We start from the raw sequence: 15,927 nt of genomic DNA on the forward strand, positions 1-15,927 counted from the left end.
ATTCACTCAAGAGTTCTACTCGACGACGGGGAATCGCGACGATGGGGTGGTCAGCTATTCAGCAATTCATCCTGCCAGAAAATGAGTCCGTCAAGTATAGTTTCTCAATCGGAATGCTCGCTGGTGGCATTGTATACCGCCTTTGGTATGGTATGCTTCAGCCTCTCCCCACCATCGATAACGAGTAGACCAGAACTGCCAGAGATCACCGGTTCAACATCTGGATGATCAACCAATAGTGATTCGTCTCTCTCACTCTCAAGGATCAGCCGTAATTCTCACTCACCATCACTGATTTCGATACCAAGAATGTGGATGTTGTCGGCTTGCTCAGTGTCAATTTTAGGCGCTGAACTGGGTGACAGAGACATGACTGGATCACTTGAATATCCCTGCTCGGGCACACTATGGCACGCGTTCGAGCAGGAAGGAGGGGGTGGCGAGGGAGAGGACGTGTGGATCGGGAGTGATGGCGCCAGACCCACGCGAGACCCATTCAGGGTGTCAGAGGCAACCGCGCCACACCTGGTCCTTTGGGGGGTTCGGTAAATGCTTTGTGCTATTCTTAAAAAAGAAGACAATCAGACAAGCAAACGTTATCTTAAGTAGATCCGTTAGCCACCGGGTTGTTACCGCGAGAAACTGCGACTCACGTATCGGCGCCAAAATATCGTCGTCAGCTGTGTCTACTTACTTCGACAGCTGTGCATTTCCGTCAGTGTTAGTGACTACCCGAGTAACGTCGTACAATTAGAAACCAAGAGCGATCTTACTTCACCGGAAACCGAAGTAGTGCCCCAACGCCACTAAAGGCAGTCACGAATTGCGATCCACGTTCGGTATCACTGTTTATCACATATCCGTTGCCACCCTGCTGTTCGACAGCTGTTTCCAACTCTTCTCGTTGGTCTCGCGGTACTGTCGATGCGATGAGTACGGACTCAACCGCCCCAAACTCGGTCGCTCGCTCTACCTCTTCGGCACCATATGCAACCAGAACACCATCTCGAAGCCGCGAGTAAAATTCATCGAGCATCTTACGTCCTTCTCGCTGTTCGGCATCAAGCAGTTGCTCGCCTGCTTTTTCAACAAGCTGGTCCAACCCTTGCACGGTCGCATACTCAACCGAGTACGTTCCGAGCAGTCGATTGCGCAACCGATGGTCAAGATAGCCGTCCGAGACGAACTGCTTTGCAGTCGCGAGCGTTCCTCCAACGACGAGCCCGGTAACCGTTCCTTCGTCACCAGTGAATGCACCGGTGGCGATATTACCGACCTGCTGAAAGAACTCGTGGACTTGCCGTTCGCGGTCGCGCTCGAACCGCTGGGCAGATTGCCCACCGGCTCTGGATTTCCCCATCACTTGGCTTTCGAACGTCCGAATCGGGATGATGCGCTCTCCAACGAGTCGTCCAACAGCAGCGCCACCGCGTTCGATGACGATGAGTCCAAAGGTTTCGTTCGGCGTAACCGCTTCAACCAAGGGAGTAAGATCGAAGTGATCGTCGCATCGGTACGTTGACTCCGTAACTGGAGCGGGTAAGTCGTCGAAAGCAGTCGAGATCAACTCACCCTCAACGATACCAGCATAGACCACGAGTCCCGTCTCTGGTGTCTTTTCGTATCGACGGAGGATCCGCTGGACACGCTTGAGTGCTTGTTGAACGTGGTCCCGTGTCTGATCGGATTTGATATTCTCGGCACTGGCGTATTCCTGGGCAATTCGTTCTCGAATCGATCCCAACGACTTACTGTTGGGAACAGTAACGGTGACGAGTTCAGTACCGTCTCCTGTGAGTGATTCGAGGTGCTCGATCTGGTCGCGAAGGTCGTATGTTTGTGACATTGTATACTGGTAGCTTGTGAGTAGTCGATTGGCGATGCCGTGAGGCCGACCTAACGACCCCTGCCACCAGCTATGAAAACAGAGAGATACCGCTCATCGACTGCACGACCGTATTGATGCACGAATGTGAGCGGTGCATATCATAACACAGGAACCGCTCAGCTAAAAGAATTCTGGAGAATTATGCTTCTGTATTGACTGGAACCTGCTCGAATCCCATCGTCGAAAAGTCACTGTCGAAGGCGAATAGATGCTCTATCTCGTGCTCTCGAGCAAGCACTGCACTCGTCTGATCCACGAATGAAATCTGCTGGTCGTCGAAACGCTCGAACTCTTCACACGCTTCGTCGAACGTCTGCTTACCCACTGGTAGGATATTGAACGTCTGGGACTGTCGAACCGTCGAAAGCGCCTCAACAGCTGCTGTGTGTCCAATCTGGTACAGCATGAGTGTCGTAAACTCTGAAAGCACATACCGACTGGTGAACACCGGTCCATACTCGCCTGCTTCCATCCCATCGAAGACCACATTTGCTGCGTCGTGATTCACATCCTCCTCGTCGAAGGCAGCGTACAATCCACCAGTATCGACGAACAGCGGCAGTGGACGACTCATTTCGACCGATTCCCATAGAGGATATCATCTACGTGCTCGGAGGCATCAGTGGACTCTCCAGAGCTGTAGGTCGTCCGTGAAAAGATCGGATCACTCGGATCGACCTCATGCACTGAATCCTCATCGACAAGCCACCAGACGACTCGTCCAGCAGTCTGACGACTCTTCACGTGGCCCTGGTCCTTGAGTTGCCCAAGTTTTCGCCGAGCAGTCTCTCGTGAACACTCAAGCGCATCAGCGACATCACCAGAGGTCACTACTGGTCCCTCTACTTCCTCGAAGATAGCGAGTACGTCGGCGAGCGTTACTGTCTCGACGTACTGCCCAGAATCACCGCGGTCTTTGGACATACTCCACAGTACACACTACCGAAGTATATCCCTGTTGGTGTATGCCATGTGGTGAATGCCAATCTTTATGGCCATGTGGCGAATACAATATGGTAGGAAGAAGGGTGCTCTCGGGCGTGTGTAGAAACGTGCCGGGTGGTGGAACACCCGGCACCGGTCTTCCGAAATCCAAGCCAGAAGACCATGTCAACGAAATCGCCTAGTGAACTTGAAGCTGACGAGACGGCACAGAACCGCGCACAGGCCGAACACTTCTCCTTCGACGTCGATGCCCTCGGAATGGTCGAAGTCACCAACGAGAGCCACGACAAGCCCGCAGACCACCAGTATACCGTCTCCATCGACGACGTGACGCACGAACTGATGGCCTGCACCTGCCCGCATCACGGCCACCGCAATGCCTTCTGTAAACACATGGCCGCCGTCGAAAACGCGACCGACGACCGTACGCTCGACACATTCCCGGCCGAGGACGACCGTATTAGTGGCCCGTACACGGGCTACGACAAGTACGGCAACGTTGATCACACCTACTGGCAGTGTGAGGACTGTGTGCGGAAGTCACGCGGAAAGGCGCTCTCACTGACTGCTGCTAACCTATCCATTTTTCCATTTATGTCACGCCAAACAACGCTTTCCGATGGTGCCCGGCGAATGCTCGCGAAAGAGCGGATGCAACAACTGACAATATTTTCGAGATACAGTTAATTCCACTTGACCCAGTGCTGACTTACGTGCGAAGAATTCGATCCCTGGCTTCAGGTACAACGTGAGAGACGACGGTTTTTGCTAGTTGTGCAGACCCTCACGTTGACGAGGTTGCAGCTCCCCTCGACACATGCAAATGCGGATAGCAAGTTAGTAACGACATTGTTTGAGTATGCAACTCAATGATAACAATTGTAAAACCATCACTCGTCTACTAACCGAGTTGTTTAGCAGATGTCCTTTTCACTGCCCGCAACCTATTAGCGGCCATGAATGGGGAAGAAGAGGATGAGTCTATGGTGGGACGAATGGACGAGTCCCGAGTCAGATTCTGGTTTCTACTCGATGGAGATCGATGGCTGATTACGAGCATGCTGACTATTGGTCTGTTCATTATTCTCGTCGTTTTTGGGACGATCGGTCCCTCATCGTTCCGTTCGGTCATGAGCAGCACAAATCAAGTTGGGATCGCCTTTCAGGCGTTTATCGCTTCGCTCGTTACTGGTGTGACGCTCGTCGTCACAATCGGCCAATTAGTTCTTTCACAAGAACTCGGATCGCTAAAAACAAAGCGTAAACGAATGGAGGATGCTGTTGAGTTCCGCCGTGATGTTGACAGTATTTTCGGTACAATTGGACCACCGGATCCCGAAACCTTTCTCCGCAATCTTGTTCAGAAGAGCAAAGAACGTGCCGAAACCCTCGAAGAAACTCTTACAGACAACAGTAATAACGAGCTTTGTGAACAGGTCAATGAATTTGTTACCGCCCTCGTCGAGAACGCTAACGAGGTCGAAGATCAATTAGCGGATGCTGAATTTGGCGAGTTCAATCTGCTCCGTACCGCCATGAACTATAACCATTCCTGGAAGCTGTATGGTGCCCTGTGGCTGAAATCTGAGTACGAAGATAGTCTTAATGATGAGGAGCAACATGCATTCGATGAGTTAATTGACGTGCTCATGATTTTCGGCCCGCTGCGAGAGCATTTCAAATCGCTCTACTTCCAATGGGAACTCGTGCGTCTTATTCGGTCGATCTTGCTTACTGCATTTCCTGCATTAGCCGTTGCTATTGCGACACTCCTTTTTCTGGCTCCGACCTCGTTTCCTGGTGTGACCTTCGGCGTCGCGAATATCATCTGGGTCGTTAGCGCGTCTTCGGCGATCACTATCGTCCCATTTTTTGTACTTACCTCTATTGTCTTGCGAATTGCAACGATTGCGAAGCGAACGAGTGCAATCGGTCCGTTTATTCTCCATGAATCGGACCGTGGTGACGACCTCGATTTAGAGGTAGAGAATTAACTCTCGTATTCGAAGATATTCCAAAACGCGTAGATGACACGGTATCACGTCTCCTTAATATAAATTTCGGTCGTAATGATCCTCGGTGGCGTCAATTAATGTATACCGTAAGTGAGGACACAGCAAGTTGACCCTTATCTCCTCTTTCAGTGGCCCACAGAATGGAGAGGGATGTATTCGAACCGAATGATTAGCGAATCCACCGAACTACCCGGAGAAACACCGAAACAGGGGTTCCAATACCAGGTATTTTTGAAGAGAGAGCTGCTGCACCGAGAAGTAACAAGCCACTCTTTCGGCGTCCACGATCGAATGCGATTGCTGCATCGATTACTGTCGAGACAATATTCATCCGATTCACCGATTTTGAGTCAAATTTGGACATTGTTGCGGTCTACTATTAGAGAAGCATCAGAGTACAATAAAGACACTTGGTGATACAGATCCGCTCTATCTACTATTGTTACCTCGTTGAAGTCACTTCTTTTTGCAATATTGTTCATGTTATTTAACCGGATTGTTATTGTTCAGTTGTTGAAGCTCTTCAGGGGTGAGCCCAGTTGATTTTGTCTCTTCACTCGCAACACCGCTCGTCACGATCGTTCGAAACGCTTCTTCCAAGCTCATATCAATATCGTGTACTCGGTCTGGTGCGACATAGATAACAAACCCACCCATCACTGGATTTGGAGCCATTGGTAAAAAGAGAGTATTCATTTCCTGTTGCTGAGCCGATTCTAATACGGAATCAGGTGCTTGTGCAGTTTTGAACGCGATCGTGTATGAGCCACTAGTTGGATATTCAACTAATTTAACATCCCTGAAATTGTCTGCCTCATCGTCAACCATTACGTCACTCATTCGCCGAAAGCTTACATAGATCGTTCCGAGCCCTGGGATTCGACCAATCATTCCATCGAAATAGTCAATCATCCGCTCACCATTCTGAGAACGGGCAATAGATCCAATAAGAATGATAAGCGCAAAAACGATGGCTGCTACAAACAATCCGAGAAGTAGAAGTGAATTATACGGGAAAACGCCAAGAAGTGGATTAAGTATACGGGCCACGAACTGGAGAAGAACAACAAGGATGTAGAGAGTAACAAGTAACGGAATGATAACTGCAACACCAGTTAAAATCGTTTCACGGAATGTTATATAGAGTGGTGAATTTTCGCTTTCTATGAGGGGACTTTTCTTTGAGTTCTGCGTAGGCATTTCACAAATTTAGTTTCGCATTCTTATGAGAATACTGGCTGAAAACGCACGGCAGTTATATTATATTCAAATGAATTGAAACAATTTGATGGACTTTTCACATTGAAATCTCACATTAATTCGCATCTTGCTGATTAAGACTCAGCTGGGAGCTGACGACTCGCACGACTGGGAGCAATTCAGTTCAACGGTACGCCAGGAGCTTGATAATAAGCGCTAGTCATGCTTCTACTGGCTGCAAGTGAACCTCAAGGACATGGTTGTTAGATCGAGCGTGAGTCACTTCATAGAGTTGCCATGGAAAGAAATCTACCAGCCCTACACCAATTTCCATTTCCTCTACGTCGGTCTCCCCCAATTGCAACTTTATAGTATCCAACAGATATGCAATATACAGACCAATATCTCATTTTGCCTTTGGGCGCAAGCCAAATACTCTTCATCGTTGGACGGATAACTTAGGCATGGCTGATCCCGGACAATTACTACTTCTCATTGTTGCAAGTGGTGCAAGCTTTGTTATGGCGTGGACGATCGGCGCAGGCTCCTCGGGATCAACTCCATTTGCTCCTGCAGTCGGAGCTCGTGCTATTTCGGTGATGCGAGCTGGATTTATTGTCGGTATCTTAGGAATCGCTGGTGCCGTGCTTCAAGGCGCAAATGTCGCAGATGCGGTTGGGACTGGCCTCGTCGGTGGTGTTTCGCTCACTGCACCCGCGGCAACAGTTCTTCTCTTACTCGCAGCAGGCCTCGTGGTGATTGGTATTTTTACAGGCTATCCGATTGCAACAGCATTCACGGTCACTGGTGCTGTTATTGGCGTTGGATTAGCTCTTGGTGGAACCCCTGTCTGGTCTGCGTATATCGAGATTGCAACGTTATGGGTTCTTATTCCGTTTGTCGGTGGAGGCATCGCATACCTCACAGCTCGACTATTGCGACATGAGAATATCCCGGAGCGCTCTAGCATTCCCGTCCTCGGTGGCATTGTCGGTCTAGTTCTAGCAAATATTCCTTTCACCCTTCTCGGATCGGCTCCCGGTGGCACGTCGATTGCCGCTACTATTGCAATGCGAATTCCAGTGACACCGGCTATCGGAACTGTTGTTGTATCCGTTCTATTTGTTCTCTTTCTCGCAGGTCTTCTTCGGTGGGATCTCAATTCTGACGTCGAAGAAGCCCAGCAACATTTTCTCTTAGCACTCGGCGGGCTTGTTGCGTTCTCGGCGGGAGGAAGCCAAGTTGGACTGGCTGTTGGTCCCTTACTTGCAGCATTCAACGGTGCATCGCTCTCAATCACGATGCCACTACTAGCACTTCTGATATTCGGCGGTATTGGATTGTTAGCAGGCTCGTGGATGGGTGCTCCTCGAATGATTAAAGCAATCGCACAGGATTACTCCTCACTGGGTCCACGTCGGTCGATTGCTGCGTTGATTCCCTCGTTTGCAATTGCTCAGACAGCAGTCTTATTCGGAATACCAGTGTCGTTTAACGAGGTCATTGTCAGCGCCGTTGTGGGCAGTGGATTTGTGGTTGGGGGTGCAGGTATGAGCACGCAGAAAATGCTCTATACTGTGCTGGCGTGGCTCGGTTCACTAGTGCTTGCAATTGGTCTTGGGTATGGAACTATGTGGGTGGTTCAAGTAGTCCTTTGAATGGAAATATAAATTTCATCAGTCTGCTTCTTTCCACGCGTCTGATGCTTGCCCATGGAACTCCCCTTTCGCTTTCCGCTCACGCGGCCAAAATGTCATCACGAATAATATTAAATAAAACACTCCGACGATACTGACGACGATTTCACCGGGAATACCAGGGATTGCTGCTGTTTCGTTCCATGTCTCATCAGGGACAAAGATAGTGATACGGAAGAGCCAGGCGAGACCAAGTAATACCAACAATGGAAGATAAATCCGTTTGAGGCGACGAGCTAGTGTCTCAATATATGATACTTTATACGTGGGATGTTTAAGATCGTTAGCGATTTCTTCGCGTCAATTAGAGAGTGGTACCCCCTCCGGGTCGAATGCGTTCGCAAGGACGTTTTCTTCGATAAGACGAACTCGTGCCCGATAGGCATCGTACATCCGATATCGGCGGCAACGACAGGCGTCACGAAGAATCGCCAAAATGGACATCGATGCCGACACAAACAGGTGGAGACCCTATAATTGAGATAATCAACTAATCAGATTTCGGCCGTGGTAGTGATACACTTTCTCAGGGGTTCAAATCTAATGAACAATCATCTGCTTTCATCAACCGCCAGAACAAGTTTATAACTACCATCCTTAGCAATGTTGGAGTGCTCATGGGGGTTGTACTTGCGGAGGGATATTCCTCCAGTGAGTGCCCAGATGTGAGAGACAATGGGAGAGAGCACTGACAACACACCTAACGATAATCAGCGTACAGCAACAGAACCATCGATCGCATTCCTCATTCTCGAGGCAATTACGGCACGAGAAGAGATCAATCCAGATGACTGCCCACCATTATATGATGTCATCGATCCAGATGCCCTTGACAACTTGTTCATACCAACGCAAGCAGGGAGTAAACGCTACGGAAAAGTAACTTTTCAGTACTGTGGCTACCGCGTTACTGTCACCGGTGATAGAACAATTTCTCTTGATCCTCTTCCTGTAGATGAGTCCTGATTTCGACGGCGTCTCCGTCAGTCCGTCCGTGTTTTTTGGTTTGGTTCCGTGAGTGTTGTTTCGGGAGGTTCTGTTGTTTTACTTGTACTCAGCAGATGATCGACGAGAGTACCATGACCACGCCGTAGTCGCTCGGAGAGCGCTTGGTGGCTTACGCCAAGGGCTTCCGCGAGTTCCTCGGCCGTGCTCTCCCGTGGAACTGAGTAGTACCCCTGATCAGCAGCAAGGTGGAGTGCATTTTGCTGAGTCTCGGTGAGCCCAAATCGAGCGCTCCGTTGGTCGTTGAATTCCTGGATATTCTCAATGTCAAATTCGATACCGTGTTCCTGACAGTAGTCATGAGTCCGTGTGACTGAATCGCGATTAACAAACAATAGTCGCAAGTGCCACGTTTTTTCTTGTCCTCTCGCAGCAAGGACTGTCGCTTTTTCAGTCACGAGAATTCGAATGAGATGCTCAATATGGTCGACCCATTCGAGTTGATACAAATATTCTGTCTCGAAGTCAGCAATCAACTGAAACTCGGCCACACTTTCATCGGCAGTAAAGGCTTCTTCGAGTGTGGTTTGATCTGACGTGGTGATCCAGATGAATGGCATCAAGCTGTCTGAATTAGTTGCAACTATTTGCTCGACTTCGAAGGTCACTGTCTCAAGCGTGTTGAGTGTGTGTTCGAGTGCAAATTGCTCAGCGGGGAATGTCACCTCGACAATCGTTCCAGCCATTAATATGGGTATATCCTGTCAGTCAATATCTATTTTTTCTAAGCTCGCACGATCTATCTTGTTTGTACTTTGTCGGCTAACTGCCGTCTTTAGCCTGGTCGCGAACCAGAACGAAAACACGTCTCTTGTCCCAGAGATACCGTTTTTAGGATATCGACCGAAGGCTAATATGATAAAAACTCGAAGAGTAGACTGATGTGTGCCCAAAACGCTACTCAATGGGAGTACTACAGTCTCAGACCACCACGTGAAGAAACACAGAAAGAAGCGAGTGATCCAACGGACAAACTCAACGAACTTGGAGCCGATGGGTGGGAGTTCGTCAGTACCATCGAGTACGAAGGTGGAGGCACGAAATACCTCGTTTTGAAACGACCCGTAGAAGACGAACTGGAGGACTGAATGAGTCACAACGAAAGCGACATCGGAACTGCGAATACGATGCGAGGACGGTCCGAGGAGAGTCGACTCAAAATCTGGGTTCTCTTTCGGATGAATCGGTTCCTTCTGACTGGATTGCTTGCTCTTCTTGTCTTTCTCTCATTTCTCGTCTTCAGTCTCACTCTGGATCCGTCCTTTCCAAGCGAAATCAAGTCAACCGACACAATTGAAACGATCTTCTCTGCGATGATCGGTGTCATCGTCACCGGAACAACACTCGTCGTCACTATCAGCCAGCTTGTTCTCTCACAAGAAAACGGGCCATTAGGTGACCAACGGAAGCGGATGAGTGATGCAATGGACTTTCGCACCTATACGAAAGACTTGTTCAACTCTGTCGTCCCAGCCGATCCTTCAGCATTTCTTGGAGAACTCGTGAATGAAACTGAACGGCGAGCAGAGGTTCTTGATCGCCTAGTCGGAGAGAGTGATAATGAGGAACTAACCCGCCAAGTATCCGAGTTCGCCGATAGTCTTCACGGAAACGCGAAAGAAGTCCAAGACGAGCTCGAAGGGTCCCAGTTTGGAACGTTTGATGTTCTATTTTCGGCATTGAACTTCAACTATGGGTGGAAGATCTACCAAGTTGAACGGATGACCGACGAATTTTCTGATTCGCTGACTGATGACCAACGAATGGCCTTTGATGATTTAGAGACAGCGTTGGCCATGTTTGGACCTGCTCGTGAGCATATTAAGACGCTGTACTTTCAGTGGGCACTCGTGGATCTCTCTCAATTTATCCTCTATGCAGCTGTTCCAGCACTCATCGTTTCCGGTGGTATGTTGACCTTCGTTGGAGCGGAAACATTCAGCGGTACACTTCTTGCCATTCCTACGGTGACATGGGTTGTAAGTGGAGCGTTTACAGTGACACTCATTCCCTTCCTCCTGTTTACCTCCTACATCCTTCGCATCGCACCCGTTGCCAAGCGAACGCTTGCTATCGGTCCACTCATTCTTCGTGAGTCTCAACGATAAGGATCATTCCATAACGGTACCTCAAATCAACAGTATTCTTGGTAGCTGGTGATCTAAAGTCTCCAATAAGCGCCACGACAAGCCCACTGACCACCAATATTCCGTCTCCATTGACGACGTGACTGACAAACTGATGGCCTGCACGTGCCCGCATCACGTCCACCGGAACGCCTTCTGTAAACACATGGCTGCCGTCGAAAGCGCAATCGACGACGGGACGCTTGAGGCCTTCCCGTCAGAGGGCGACGATACCGAACCAGCGGAGTGCGACTGCGACGGTCTCAGTGGCTTCCCGTGCTGGCCGTGCGTAAGGATGGGACGAAAAGAACTGCCAAACTAACCCGCACTCCGCTTTTTCAATCTCTGGCACAGCGATTGATGTTCCTGTTACCTCCGTTTCTTCTCGTGTGGAATCTGTATCTCGTGTTCGTATTCACAGTAGCAGAAAAAGAAGCAGCCTCGAGTACTATGCTCAAAACCATTCCCATACCGATGGTATGATCTCTAGGGTTGCTAATCCCAGATAGAGGCCGAAAACAATGGCAGCAATCCCTGCCACGAGTCCAGCAAGTGAGGTTCTAGACAAGGCAATGATTATGCCAGTCCATACCAGAACTACAGCAACTCCAACTAAGAGGAGCGTCCCAACCATCCCTAAAATGGCGTCTTCAACTGCTCTGTAAACCAGTTCATATAGCTCCTGTTCTTCAAGTTCATTTACGGTGACAGTCTCTGATGAGTCCATGCTTTCAATGCTGTAGTACGTTCGAAAAAATTTGCGACTCAGAAAATTAAAACCTCGGGAGTACGGGACTACCGAACTAAAGCAAACTACCGTCTAAGGACTCAACGACATATGGTGGTTGGGAACAACGGGTCACTTGGGGACAAACCGGACAATAAAACCTCTCATGACGTTACTGTGGATCACAAAAGGGATGTAGAGTATCCCCCGAGACAAACGAATCCCGTTTTGGACTGGACGGATTGCCACCGTCCGATTGTATCCTATTACTCATTGATGATAAATCTACCGAGAATTTTCAAAATTCGATAGAATTGTTGAGGAGGACCGAAACGAAGGGGGGTGGGTGGTAACCCTTCTTGACGAGGTTTTCTCTCGTCTCGCGCGGTCACGAACGAAACCGCACCTAATATTAATTCTGTATGACTTTATTCTTACTCTGTCTCTATCTAGATAAGGAAAACCAAGCGACAGCGGTACAATTGACGGAGTTTTACGCACTGCTCGAAAGTAACTGATTCTTGGGATTGAGATCGGCTGCACCGTAAGAAGACTGAATTTGATTACTTCACCGAAAAAATAGTCATGGTAACACGAGGTGGTTCGTCAGCCACTCACGTTAGAGATCTTGAAACGACACTCTATAATAGAATCGCTAAACTAGACCGTGCCTCTATTGACGACGTACCAAGAAATCGATGCTCGAAACACAACAAGTGAAGGAGGGAAAGTGATGACCTACTCGATTCCCACGTAGTCAGTCTGTTTCAACTACCCTTGGAGCGACGTACTGAGCAGGTTGAGTTCGCTGCTGAAGATGGACGCATTACCGCTGAAGCGCCGCGTGTCGCCCTGGCTCAGAGACTGGCCACCTCGGCTGAACATGAAGGTGGTGATCTGACCCTGCCCACCACCGCCGCCACCAAGGAGGTAGCGGATGATGTAGCCGTTGTAGTCGTCCGGCTGGCTAATCTCCGGCACGTTGCCCCCACCGGGTCGTTCGAGAAGTCGAACCGTCGTCGCTGCTTCCAACGAGTTCACGACCCGGAACTCGACGTCTGGGTGGTAGTCGTAGGTGTACACCAGGACGTTCTGGTTCTGCGCCGCAGCGGTGCCGGCACTCCCCAATCCCAATGCGAGCGCACCCGTCGCGAGCGCGCCTTTCTTCATGAACGAGCGTCGATCATTCGATTCGATGTTGGGCTCGTCTCTTGGTGTCTCTTCTGACATTCTCTGATTCCCCAGTCATGACTATGCTCATCACCAGTATAAAGCAGCCATAATGTTCAGTGTACCAACACACCCCTACTGTAAGCCCACTGTTGGTAGTGGGGATTTCTAGTGTGGTATCGAGGGTTACTAGCCTCCATTTCTCCTCCCAAACAGCGGGAATCATCAGGGGTGAGTAACGGACGGTGTAGACGAGTCCGATATTCCTAGGGACGTGACGTTTACCAATGAAGGGTTCGCAGAGATCGCGAGCGAGCTCGAGACACTTTTACTCTCGATATTCGCGGAGGCAGGGTTCATTGCCTGGGATCAAGGGTCGGGGGAGATCCGCCATGGGCCGAATTTTGAGGTGCTACGCCCGTTACTTGGGTTAATCGTGGCCCATCAGGACGACCTGCCCGATGGGCGGTTATAACGAACAAATAGGTAGTTTAGTGCATGCTACTCGTAAGCAATGAGAATTCACTGAACTCTGACAGTGGTGACGAAACACCCGAAGGAATCCAGAACCAGTACAAATAGTTCTCGATAGAAGCAAGCACTGCTGTCGTCAAAAACGCGACCGACGACGGGACGCTCAACGCATTTCCGTCGAGGAGAGTGAAGACAATGCCGACCCCGAAGACAGTGACTGCGACGGTCTCAACAGTTTCCCGTGTTAGCCATGCGTGCAAACGGGACGAAAGAACCTGCCGAACTAACCCCTTCAGCTGTTTTTCTCCATGGCACGCCAAGTGACGGTCTTGGATATCACCGACTAGCAAGCGCTGATGGAAAGCACGTATGAAATAACCGATAATATTCTCGAGACACAGACACTCCTACTCGACCCAGTGCTGACTCAGGCGCGGAGAATTCGATCCCTGGTTTCAGATACAATGTGAGAGACGACGGTTTTTGCTAGTGTTGCAGACCCTCACGTTGTCGAGGTTGCGGTTCCCCCCGACACGTGTAACTGCGGATAGCAGGTCAGTATCGACCTGTTTGAGTATGCAACGATCTAGCGATTAACCCTGATCGTACCACTCAATCATTCAGTACCCCGTCTAAAGAATGCTCACGTGTTATTAGTAACAATAAGATTATATAAAGTACCTCCGATAGCATTCTGACTTCATGCTATCTCTAGTAGACGGCTCTTACACACGACTAAGTGGGAAAGATAAAATCGAGGGAGGGTCGTTTTCATGGTTGGGTTGATCGGTATTCTTGGTGACTATTCTGGTTCTACTTCGAAAATTACGAATTCATTACACGGATCGAAAGAATCGACCACCTCTACCTACAGAACCACGTCCGCTACTGTTCATATGGCGTTTCACTCACAGGCAAACGATAGTCAACCAGTTTGGTGCCGCGATGGCGAAGTCCAAATGTGGCTCCTGGGTGAAGCGTACGGTTTCCAGGACAAATCCGGATATACTTCCCGTCCATCCTCAATGGCAAGCGTTGAGTTTTGCGCATCGCTCTACGAACGACTCGGCTGGGAATTCCTTACTGGTCTCAACGGTAATTTCGTCGGTATCGTCTACGATCACGTTAGTGAGACCGTCTCAATTTTTCTCGACCGATTCGGGACTCATCCCGTTTTTTACGCCCGAGTTGATGGAACGCTTGTGTTTTCGACACAAATCCAACTACTTCCTTCCTTCTCACAGATCAGCCGTCGATTTGATCACGAATATCTCTTCGAATATCTTACGCTTCGCAGAGTTTTCGGGACTAAGACACCACTTCGTGATATCGAAAAACTTCCTCCGGCATCTGTCACGGCATACGACCTCTCCACTCACGAAGTTACGTCGGAGATCTACTGGACCCCTCACTATCAACCGGAGGACAAACCGTTCGAGCACTTCGTCGAAACGTTCATCGACGTTTTCCAGGACGTCATCGACGAGCGTTTGGACTCGGATCGTGAGCCCGGTCTCATGTTGAGTGGTGGAAGCGACTCACGGTTGATTTTAGCTGCCGCAAATCGTCAACTTACTGCCTTTCATCTCGCTGAGTGGAACAATCGGGAGGCACGAATCGCCGAACAGGTCGCCGAAATCGGCAACGCAGACCTTCGAATCCTTCACCGAACGGATACCACGTATCTGGAAACGTTACCGAAGAACGCGTCGCTTTCCAATTTCGATGGCTACTACTTCCAAGGCTATCTCACCCCCTTCGCGGACGAAATCACCGAGTCGGTTGATTCGCTCTTCACCGGCCTCTATGCTGATACGCTGTTCAAACGTTATCCTATTCCAACCCGTTCACAATCGCTCGGATCATTGGGAACGCTCACGTTACCGGTCGGCGTCAAGATGAGCTCACTGACGGATATTCTCGAGTACTGGATTTCTTCGGCCGGGACGGCGCTCGCTTCGCCGCCGGAATACCTCACCACGTCTCACGACCTCCATGAAATCCTGTCCGCGAACGTCGGTTGGGATGATGGGAAAATCGACCACCACGGCATACGCTACGATTCATTGGACGACTTGCTCGTCTGTAGCACGTACTATCCCCTCTCGAACGATTCCGAGTTAATCAATCTACATAGCCTCCGACAGCTGTGTCCGTCTCACATTCCCTTCTTGGATAACCGGCTCGTAGATTTACACCTTCGAATACCCAAAAGATACCGCCTCCGACGCGATCTCATCAATCGGGCCGTCCAACGGCTTGCTCCCGAACTCGCGGCTATCCCACATCCATCATCGGATGTCCCGATCGCGCGGTCTTATCCAGTGCAGTATCTCGGGCGACAAGTGGCCAGCTTCCGACGCAAACACTTACCGAGACACCAACCACCGAAATATCACCTCAATCAAGATTCGTGGCGGGATCACGCGAGGTTTGCTCGCCACGAAGACTTCGTAATCGATGCCATCCGCAAGCACAAGCCTACGATCCAGACACTTCCATTCTTGGATTGGAAGGGGGTAAAAACGGTCTATCGAAAGCATCAGAACGGAGAAAACAGGACTGCGGAACTGTACACGCTTCTTACCCTGTTGGAGATGCCGATGATAAAGCAGGCGACGATGATGAATCAAATGCACTCCTTTTCGCCCGGTGCAGCGGAAGAAAGTGCATAGCCCGA

15 protein-coding genes and 1 pseudogene are annotated in these 15,927 nt (G+C 49.8%); 8 read left to right on the forward strand and 8 right to left on the reverse strand.

Annotated elements, in window-relative coordinates:
* Positions 1-769: 769 nt before the first annotated feature.
* From prf1 to ACGYLY_RS19050, 3 genes are all read right to left on the reverse strand, one after another.
* Positions 770-1,846, reverse strand: a complete 1,077-nt coding sequence (gene prf1, locus ACGYLY_RS19040) for a peptide chain release factor aRF-1 (RefSeq protein ID WP_395284221.1) — start codon at positions 1,844-1,846, stop codon at positions 770-772.
* Positions 1,847-2,027: 181 nt separating this feature from the next.
* The gene (locus ACGYLY_RS19045; protein WP_395284220.1) at positions 2,028-2,462 is read right to left on the reverse strand and encodes a type II toxin-antitoxin system VapC family toxin; all 435 of its coding nucleotides are present in this window, start codon (positions 2,460-2,462) and stop codon (positions 2,028-2,030) included.
* The gene (locus ACGYLY_RS19050) at positions 2,459-2,812 is read right to left on the reverse strand and encodes a hypothetical protein (protein WP_395284219.1); all 354 of its coding nucleotides are present in this window, start codon (positions 2,810-2,812) and stop codon (positions 2,459-2,461) included. The genes ACGYLY_RS19045 and ACGYLY_RS19050 overlap by 4 nt, the downstream gene beginning before the upstream one ends.
* Positions 2,813-2,995: 183 nt before the next feature.
* Here ACGYLY_RS19050 and ACGYLY_RS19055 point away from each other — a divergent pair, with 183 nt between their 5' ends.
* Both ACGYLY_RS19055 and ACGYLY_RS19060 read left to right on the forward strand, forming a co-directional pair.
* On the forward strand, positions 2,996-3,520 hold the full coding sequence (locus ACGYLY_RS19055; RefSeq protein ID WP_395284218.1) for an SWIM zinc finger family protein: 525 nt from the start codon (positions 2,996-2,998) through the stop codon (positions 3,518-3,520).
* Between the two features lie 269 nt (positions 3,521-3,789).
* The gene (locus ACGYLY_RS19060; RefSeq protein WP_395284217.1) at positions 3,790-4,827 is read left to right on the forward strand and encodes a hypothetical protein; all 1,038 of its coding nucleotides are present in this window, start codon (positions 3,790-3,792) and stop codon (positions 4,825-4,827) included.
* A gap of 504 nt (positions 4,828-5,331) precedes the next feature.
* On the opposite strand, the gene ACGYLY_RS19065 is transcribed toward ACGYLY_RS19060, so the two are convergent.
* Complete coding sequence (locus tag ACGYLY_RS19065) at positions 5,332-6,048, reverse strand: DUF502 domain-containing protein (RefSeq protein ID WP_395284216.1); 717 nt, start codon at positions 6,046-6,048, stop codon at positions 5,332-5,334.
* A 464-nt stretch (positions 6,049-6,512) separates the two neighbouring features.
* On the opposite strand from ACGYLY_RS19065, the gene ACGYLY_RS19070 reads away from it, so the two are divergent.
* Positions 6,513-7,706, forward strand: a complete 1,194-nt coding sequence (locus ACGYLY_RS19070; protein WP_395284215.1) for an anion permease — start codon at positions 6,513-6,515, stop codon at positions 7,704-7,706.
* Between the two features lie 18 nt (positions 7,707-7,724).
* Here the strand turns inward: ACGYLY_RS19070 and ACGYLY_RS19075 are convergent.
* Positions 7,725-8,189 (reverse strand): annotated as a pseudogene (locus tag ACGYLY_RS19075) (DUF2270 domain-containing protein).
* Between the two features lie 231 nt (positions 8,190-8,420).
* Between ACGYLY_RS19075 and ACGYLY_RS19080 the strand changes: the two are divergent.
* Positions 8,421-8,711: a HalOD1 output domain-containing protein gene (locus ACGYLY_RS19080; protein ID WP_395284214.1), complete on the forward strand. Its 291-nt coding sequence runs from the start codon at positions 8,421-8,423 to the stop codon at positions 8,709-8,711.
* A 17-nt stretch (positions 8,712-8,728) separates the two neighbouring features.
* Here the strand turns inward: ACGYLY_RS19080 and ACGYLY_RS19085 are convergent, their stop codons facing one another.
* Complete coding sequence (locus ACGYLY_RS19085) at positions 8,729-9,436, reverse strand: helix-turn-helix domain-containing protein (RefSeq protein WP_395284213.1); 708 nt, start codon at positions 9,434-9,436, stop codon at positions 8,729-8,731.
* 195 nt (positions 9,437-9,631) lie between these two features.
* Here ACGYLY_RS19085 and ACGYLY_RS19090 point away from each other — a divergent pair, with 195 nt between their 5' ends.
* From ACGYLY_RS19090 to ACGYLY_RS19100, 3 genes are all read left to right on the forward strand, one after another.
* Complete coding sequence (locus ACGYLY_RS19090; protein ID WP_395284212.1) at positions 9,632-9,838, forward strand: hypothetical protein; 207 nt, start codon at positions 9,632-9,634, stop codon at positions 9,836-9,838.
* Complete coding sequence (locus ACGYLY_RS19095) at positions 9,839-10,858, forward strand: hypothetical protein (RefSeq protein ID WP_395284211.1); 1,020 nt, start codon at positions 9,839-9,841, stop codon at positions 10,856-10,858. It begins immediately after the preceding gene.
* 118 nt (positions 10,859-10,976) lie between these two features.
* Positions 10,977-11,198: an SWIM zinc finger family protein gene (locus tag ACGYLY_RS19100; RefSeq protein WP_395284210.1), complete on the forward strand. Its 222-nt coding sequence runs from the start codon at positions 10,977-10,979 to the stop codon at positions 11,196-11,198.
* A 132-nt stretch (positions 11,199-11,330) separates the two neighbouring features.
* On the opposite strand, the gene ACGYLY_RS19105 is transcribed toward ACGYLY_RS19100, so the two are convergent.
* A complete protein-coding gene (locus ACGYLY_RS19105; protein ID WP_395284209.1) occupies positions 11,331-11,603 on the reverse strand; it encodes a hypothetical protein in 273 nt (90 codons plus the stop codon).
* 771 nt (positions 11,604-12,374) lie between these two features.
* A complete protein-coding gene (locus tag ACGYLY_RS19110; RefSeq protein WP_395291264.1) occupies positions 12,375-12,833 on the reverse strand; it encodes a twin-arginine translocation signal domain-containing protein in 459 nt (152 codons plus the stop codon).
* A gap of 1,187 nt (positions 12,834-14,020) precedes the next feature.
* Here ACGYLY_RS19110 and ACGYLY_RS19115 point away from each other — a divergent pair.
* Positions 14,021-15,922: an asparagine synthase-related protein gene (locus ACGYLY_RS19115; RefSeq protein WP_395284207.1), complete on the forward strand. Its 1,902-nt coding sequence runs from the start codon at positions 14,021-14,023 to the stop codon at positions 15,920-15,922.
* Positions 15,923-15,927: the final 5 nt, after the last annotated feature.

The organism is Haladaptatus sp. CMAA 1909 (assembly GCF_043952005.1).
Classification (GTDB): Archaea; Halobacteriota; Halobacteria; order Halobacteriales; family Haladaptataceae; genus Haladaptatus.

Coding starts and splice junctions, on each gene's coding strand:
- prf1 (WP_395284221.1), bottom strand. CDS start 1,846: ATGTCACAAACATACGACCTTCGCGACCAGATCGAGCACCTCGAATCA.
- ACGYLY_RS19045 (WP_395284220.1), bottom strand. CDS start 2,462: ATGAGTCGTCCACTGCCGCTGTTCGTCGATACTGGTGGATTGTACGCT.
- ACGYLY_RS19050 (WP_395284219.1), bottom strand. CDS start 2,812: ATGTCCAAAGACCGCGGTGATTCTGGGCAGTACGTCGAGACAGTAACG.
- ACGYLY_RS19055 (WP_395284218.1), top strand. CDS start 2,996: ATGTCAACGAAATCGCCTAGTGAACTTGAAGCTGACGAGACGGCACAG.
- ACGYLY_RS19060 (WP_395284217.1), top strand. CDS start 3,790: ATGAATGGGGAAGAAGAGGATGAGTCTATGGTGGGACGAATGGACGAG.
- ACGYLY_RS19065 (WP_395284216.1), bottom strand. CDS start 6,048: ATGCCTACGCAGAACTCAAAGAAAAGTCCCCTCATAGAAAGCGAAAAT.
- ACGYLY_RS19070 (WP_395284215.1), top strand. CDS start 6,513: ATGGCTGATCCCGGACAATTACTACTTCTCATTGTTGCAAGTGGTGCA.
- ACGYLY_RS19080 (WP_395284214.1), top strand. CDS start 8,421: ATGGGAGAGAGCACTGACAACACACCTAACGATAATCAGCGTACAGCA.
- ACGYLY_RS19085 (WP_395284213.1), bottom strand. CDS start 9,436: ATGGCTGGAACGATTGTCGAGGTGACATTCCCCGCTGAGCAATTTGCA.
- ACGYLY_RS19090 (WP_395284212.1), top strand. CDS start 9,632: ATGTGTGCCCAAAACGCTACTCAATGGGAGTACTACAGTCTCAGACCA.
- ACGYLY_RS19095 (WP_395284211.1), top strand. CDS start 9,839: ATGAGTCACAACGAAAGCGACATCGGAACTGCGAATACGATGCGAGGA.
- ACGYLY_RS19105 (WP_395284209.1), bottom strand. CDS start 11,603: ATGGACTCATCAGAGACTGTCACCGTAAATGAACTTGAAGAACAGGAG.
- ACGYLY_RS19110 (WP_395291264.1), bottom strand. CDS start 12,833: ATGTCAGAAGAGACACCAAGAGACGAGCCCAACATCGAATCGAATGAT.
- ACGYLY_RS19115 (WP_395284207.1), top strand. CDS start 14,021: ATGGTTGGGTTGATCGGTATTCTTGGTGACTATTCTGGTTCTACTTCG.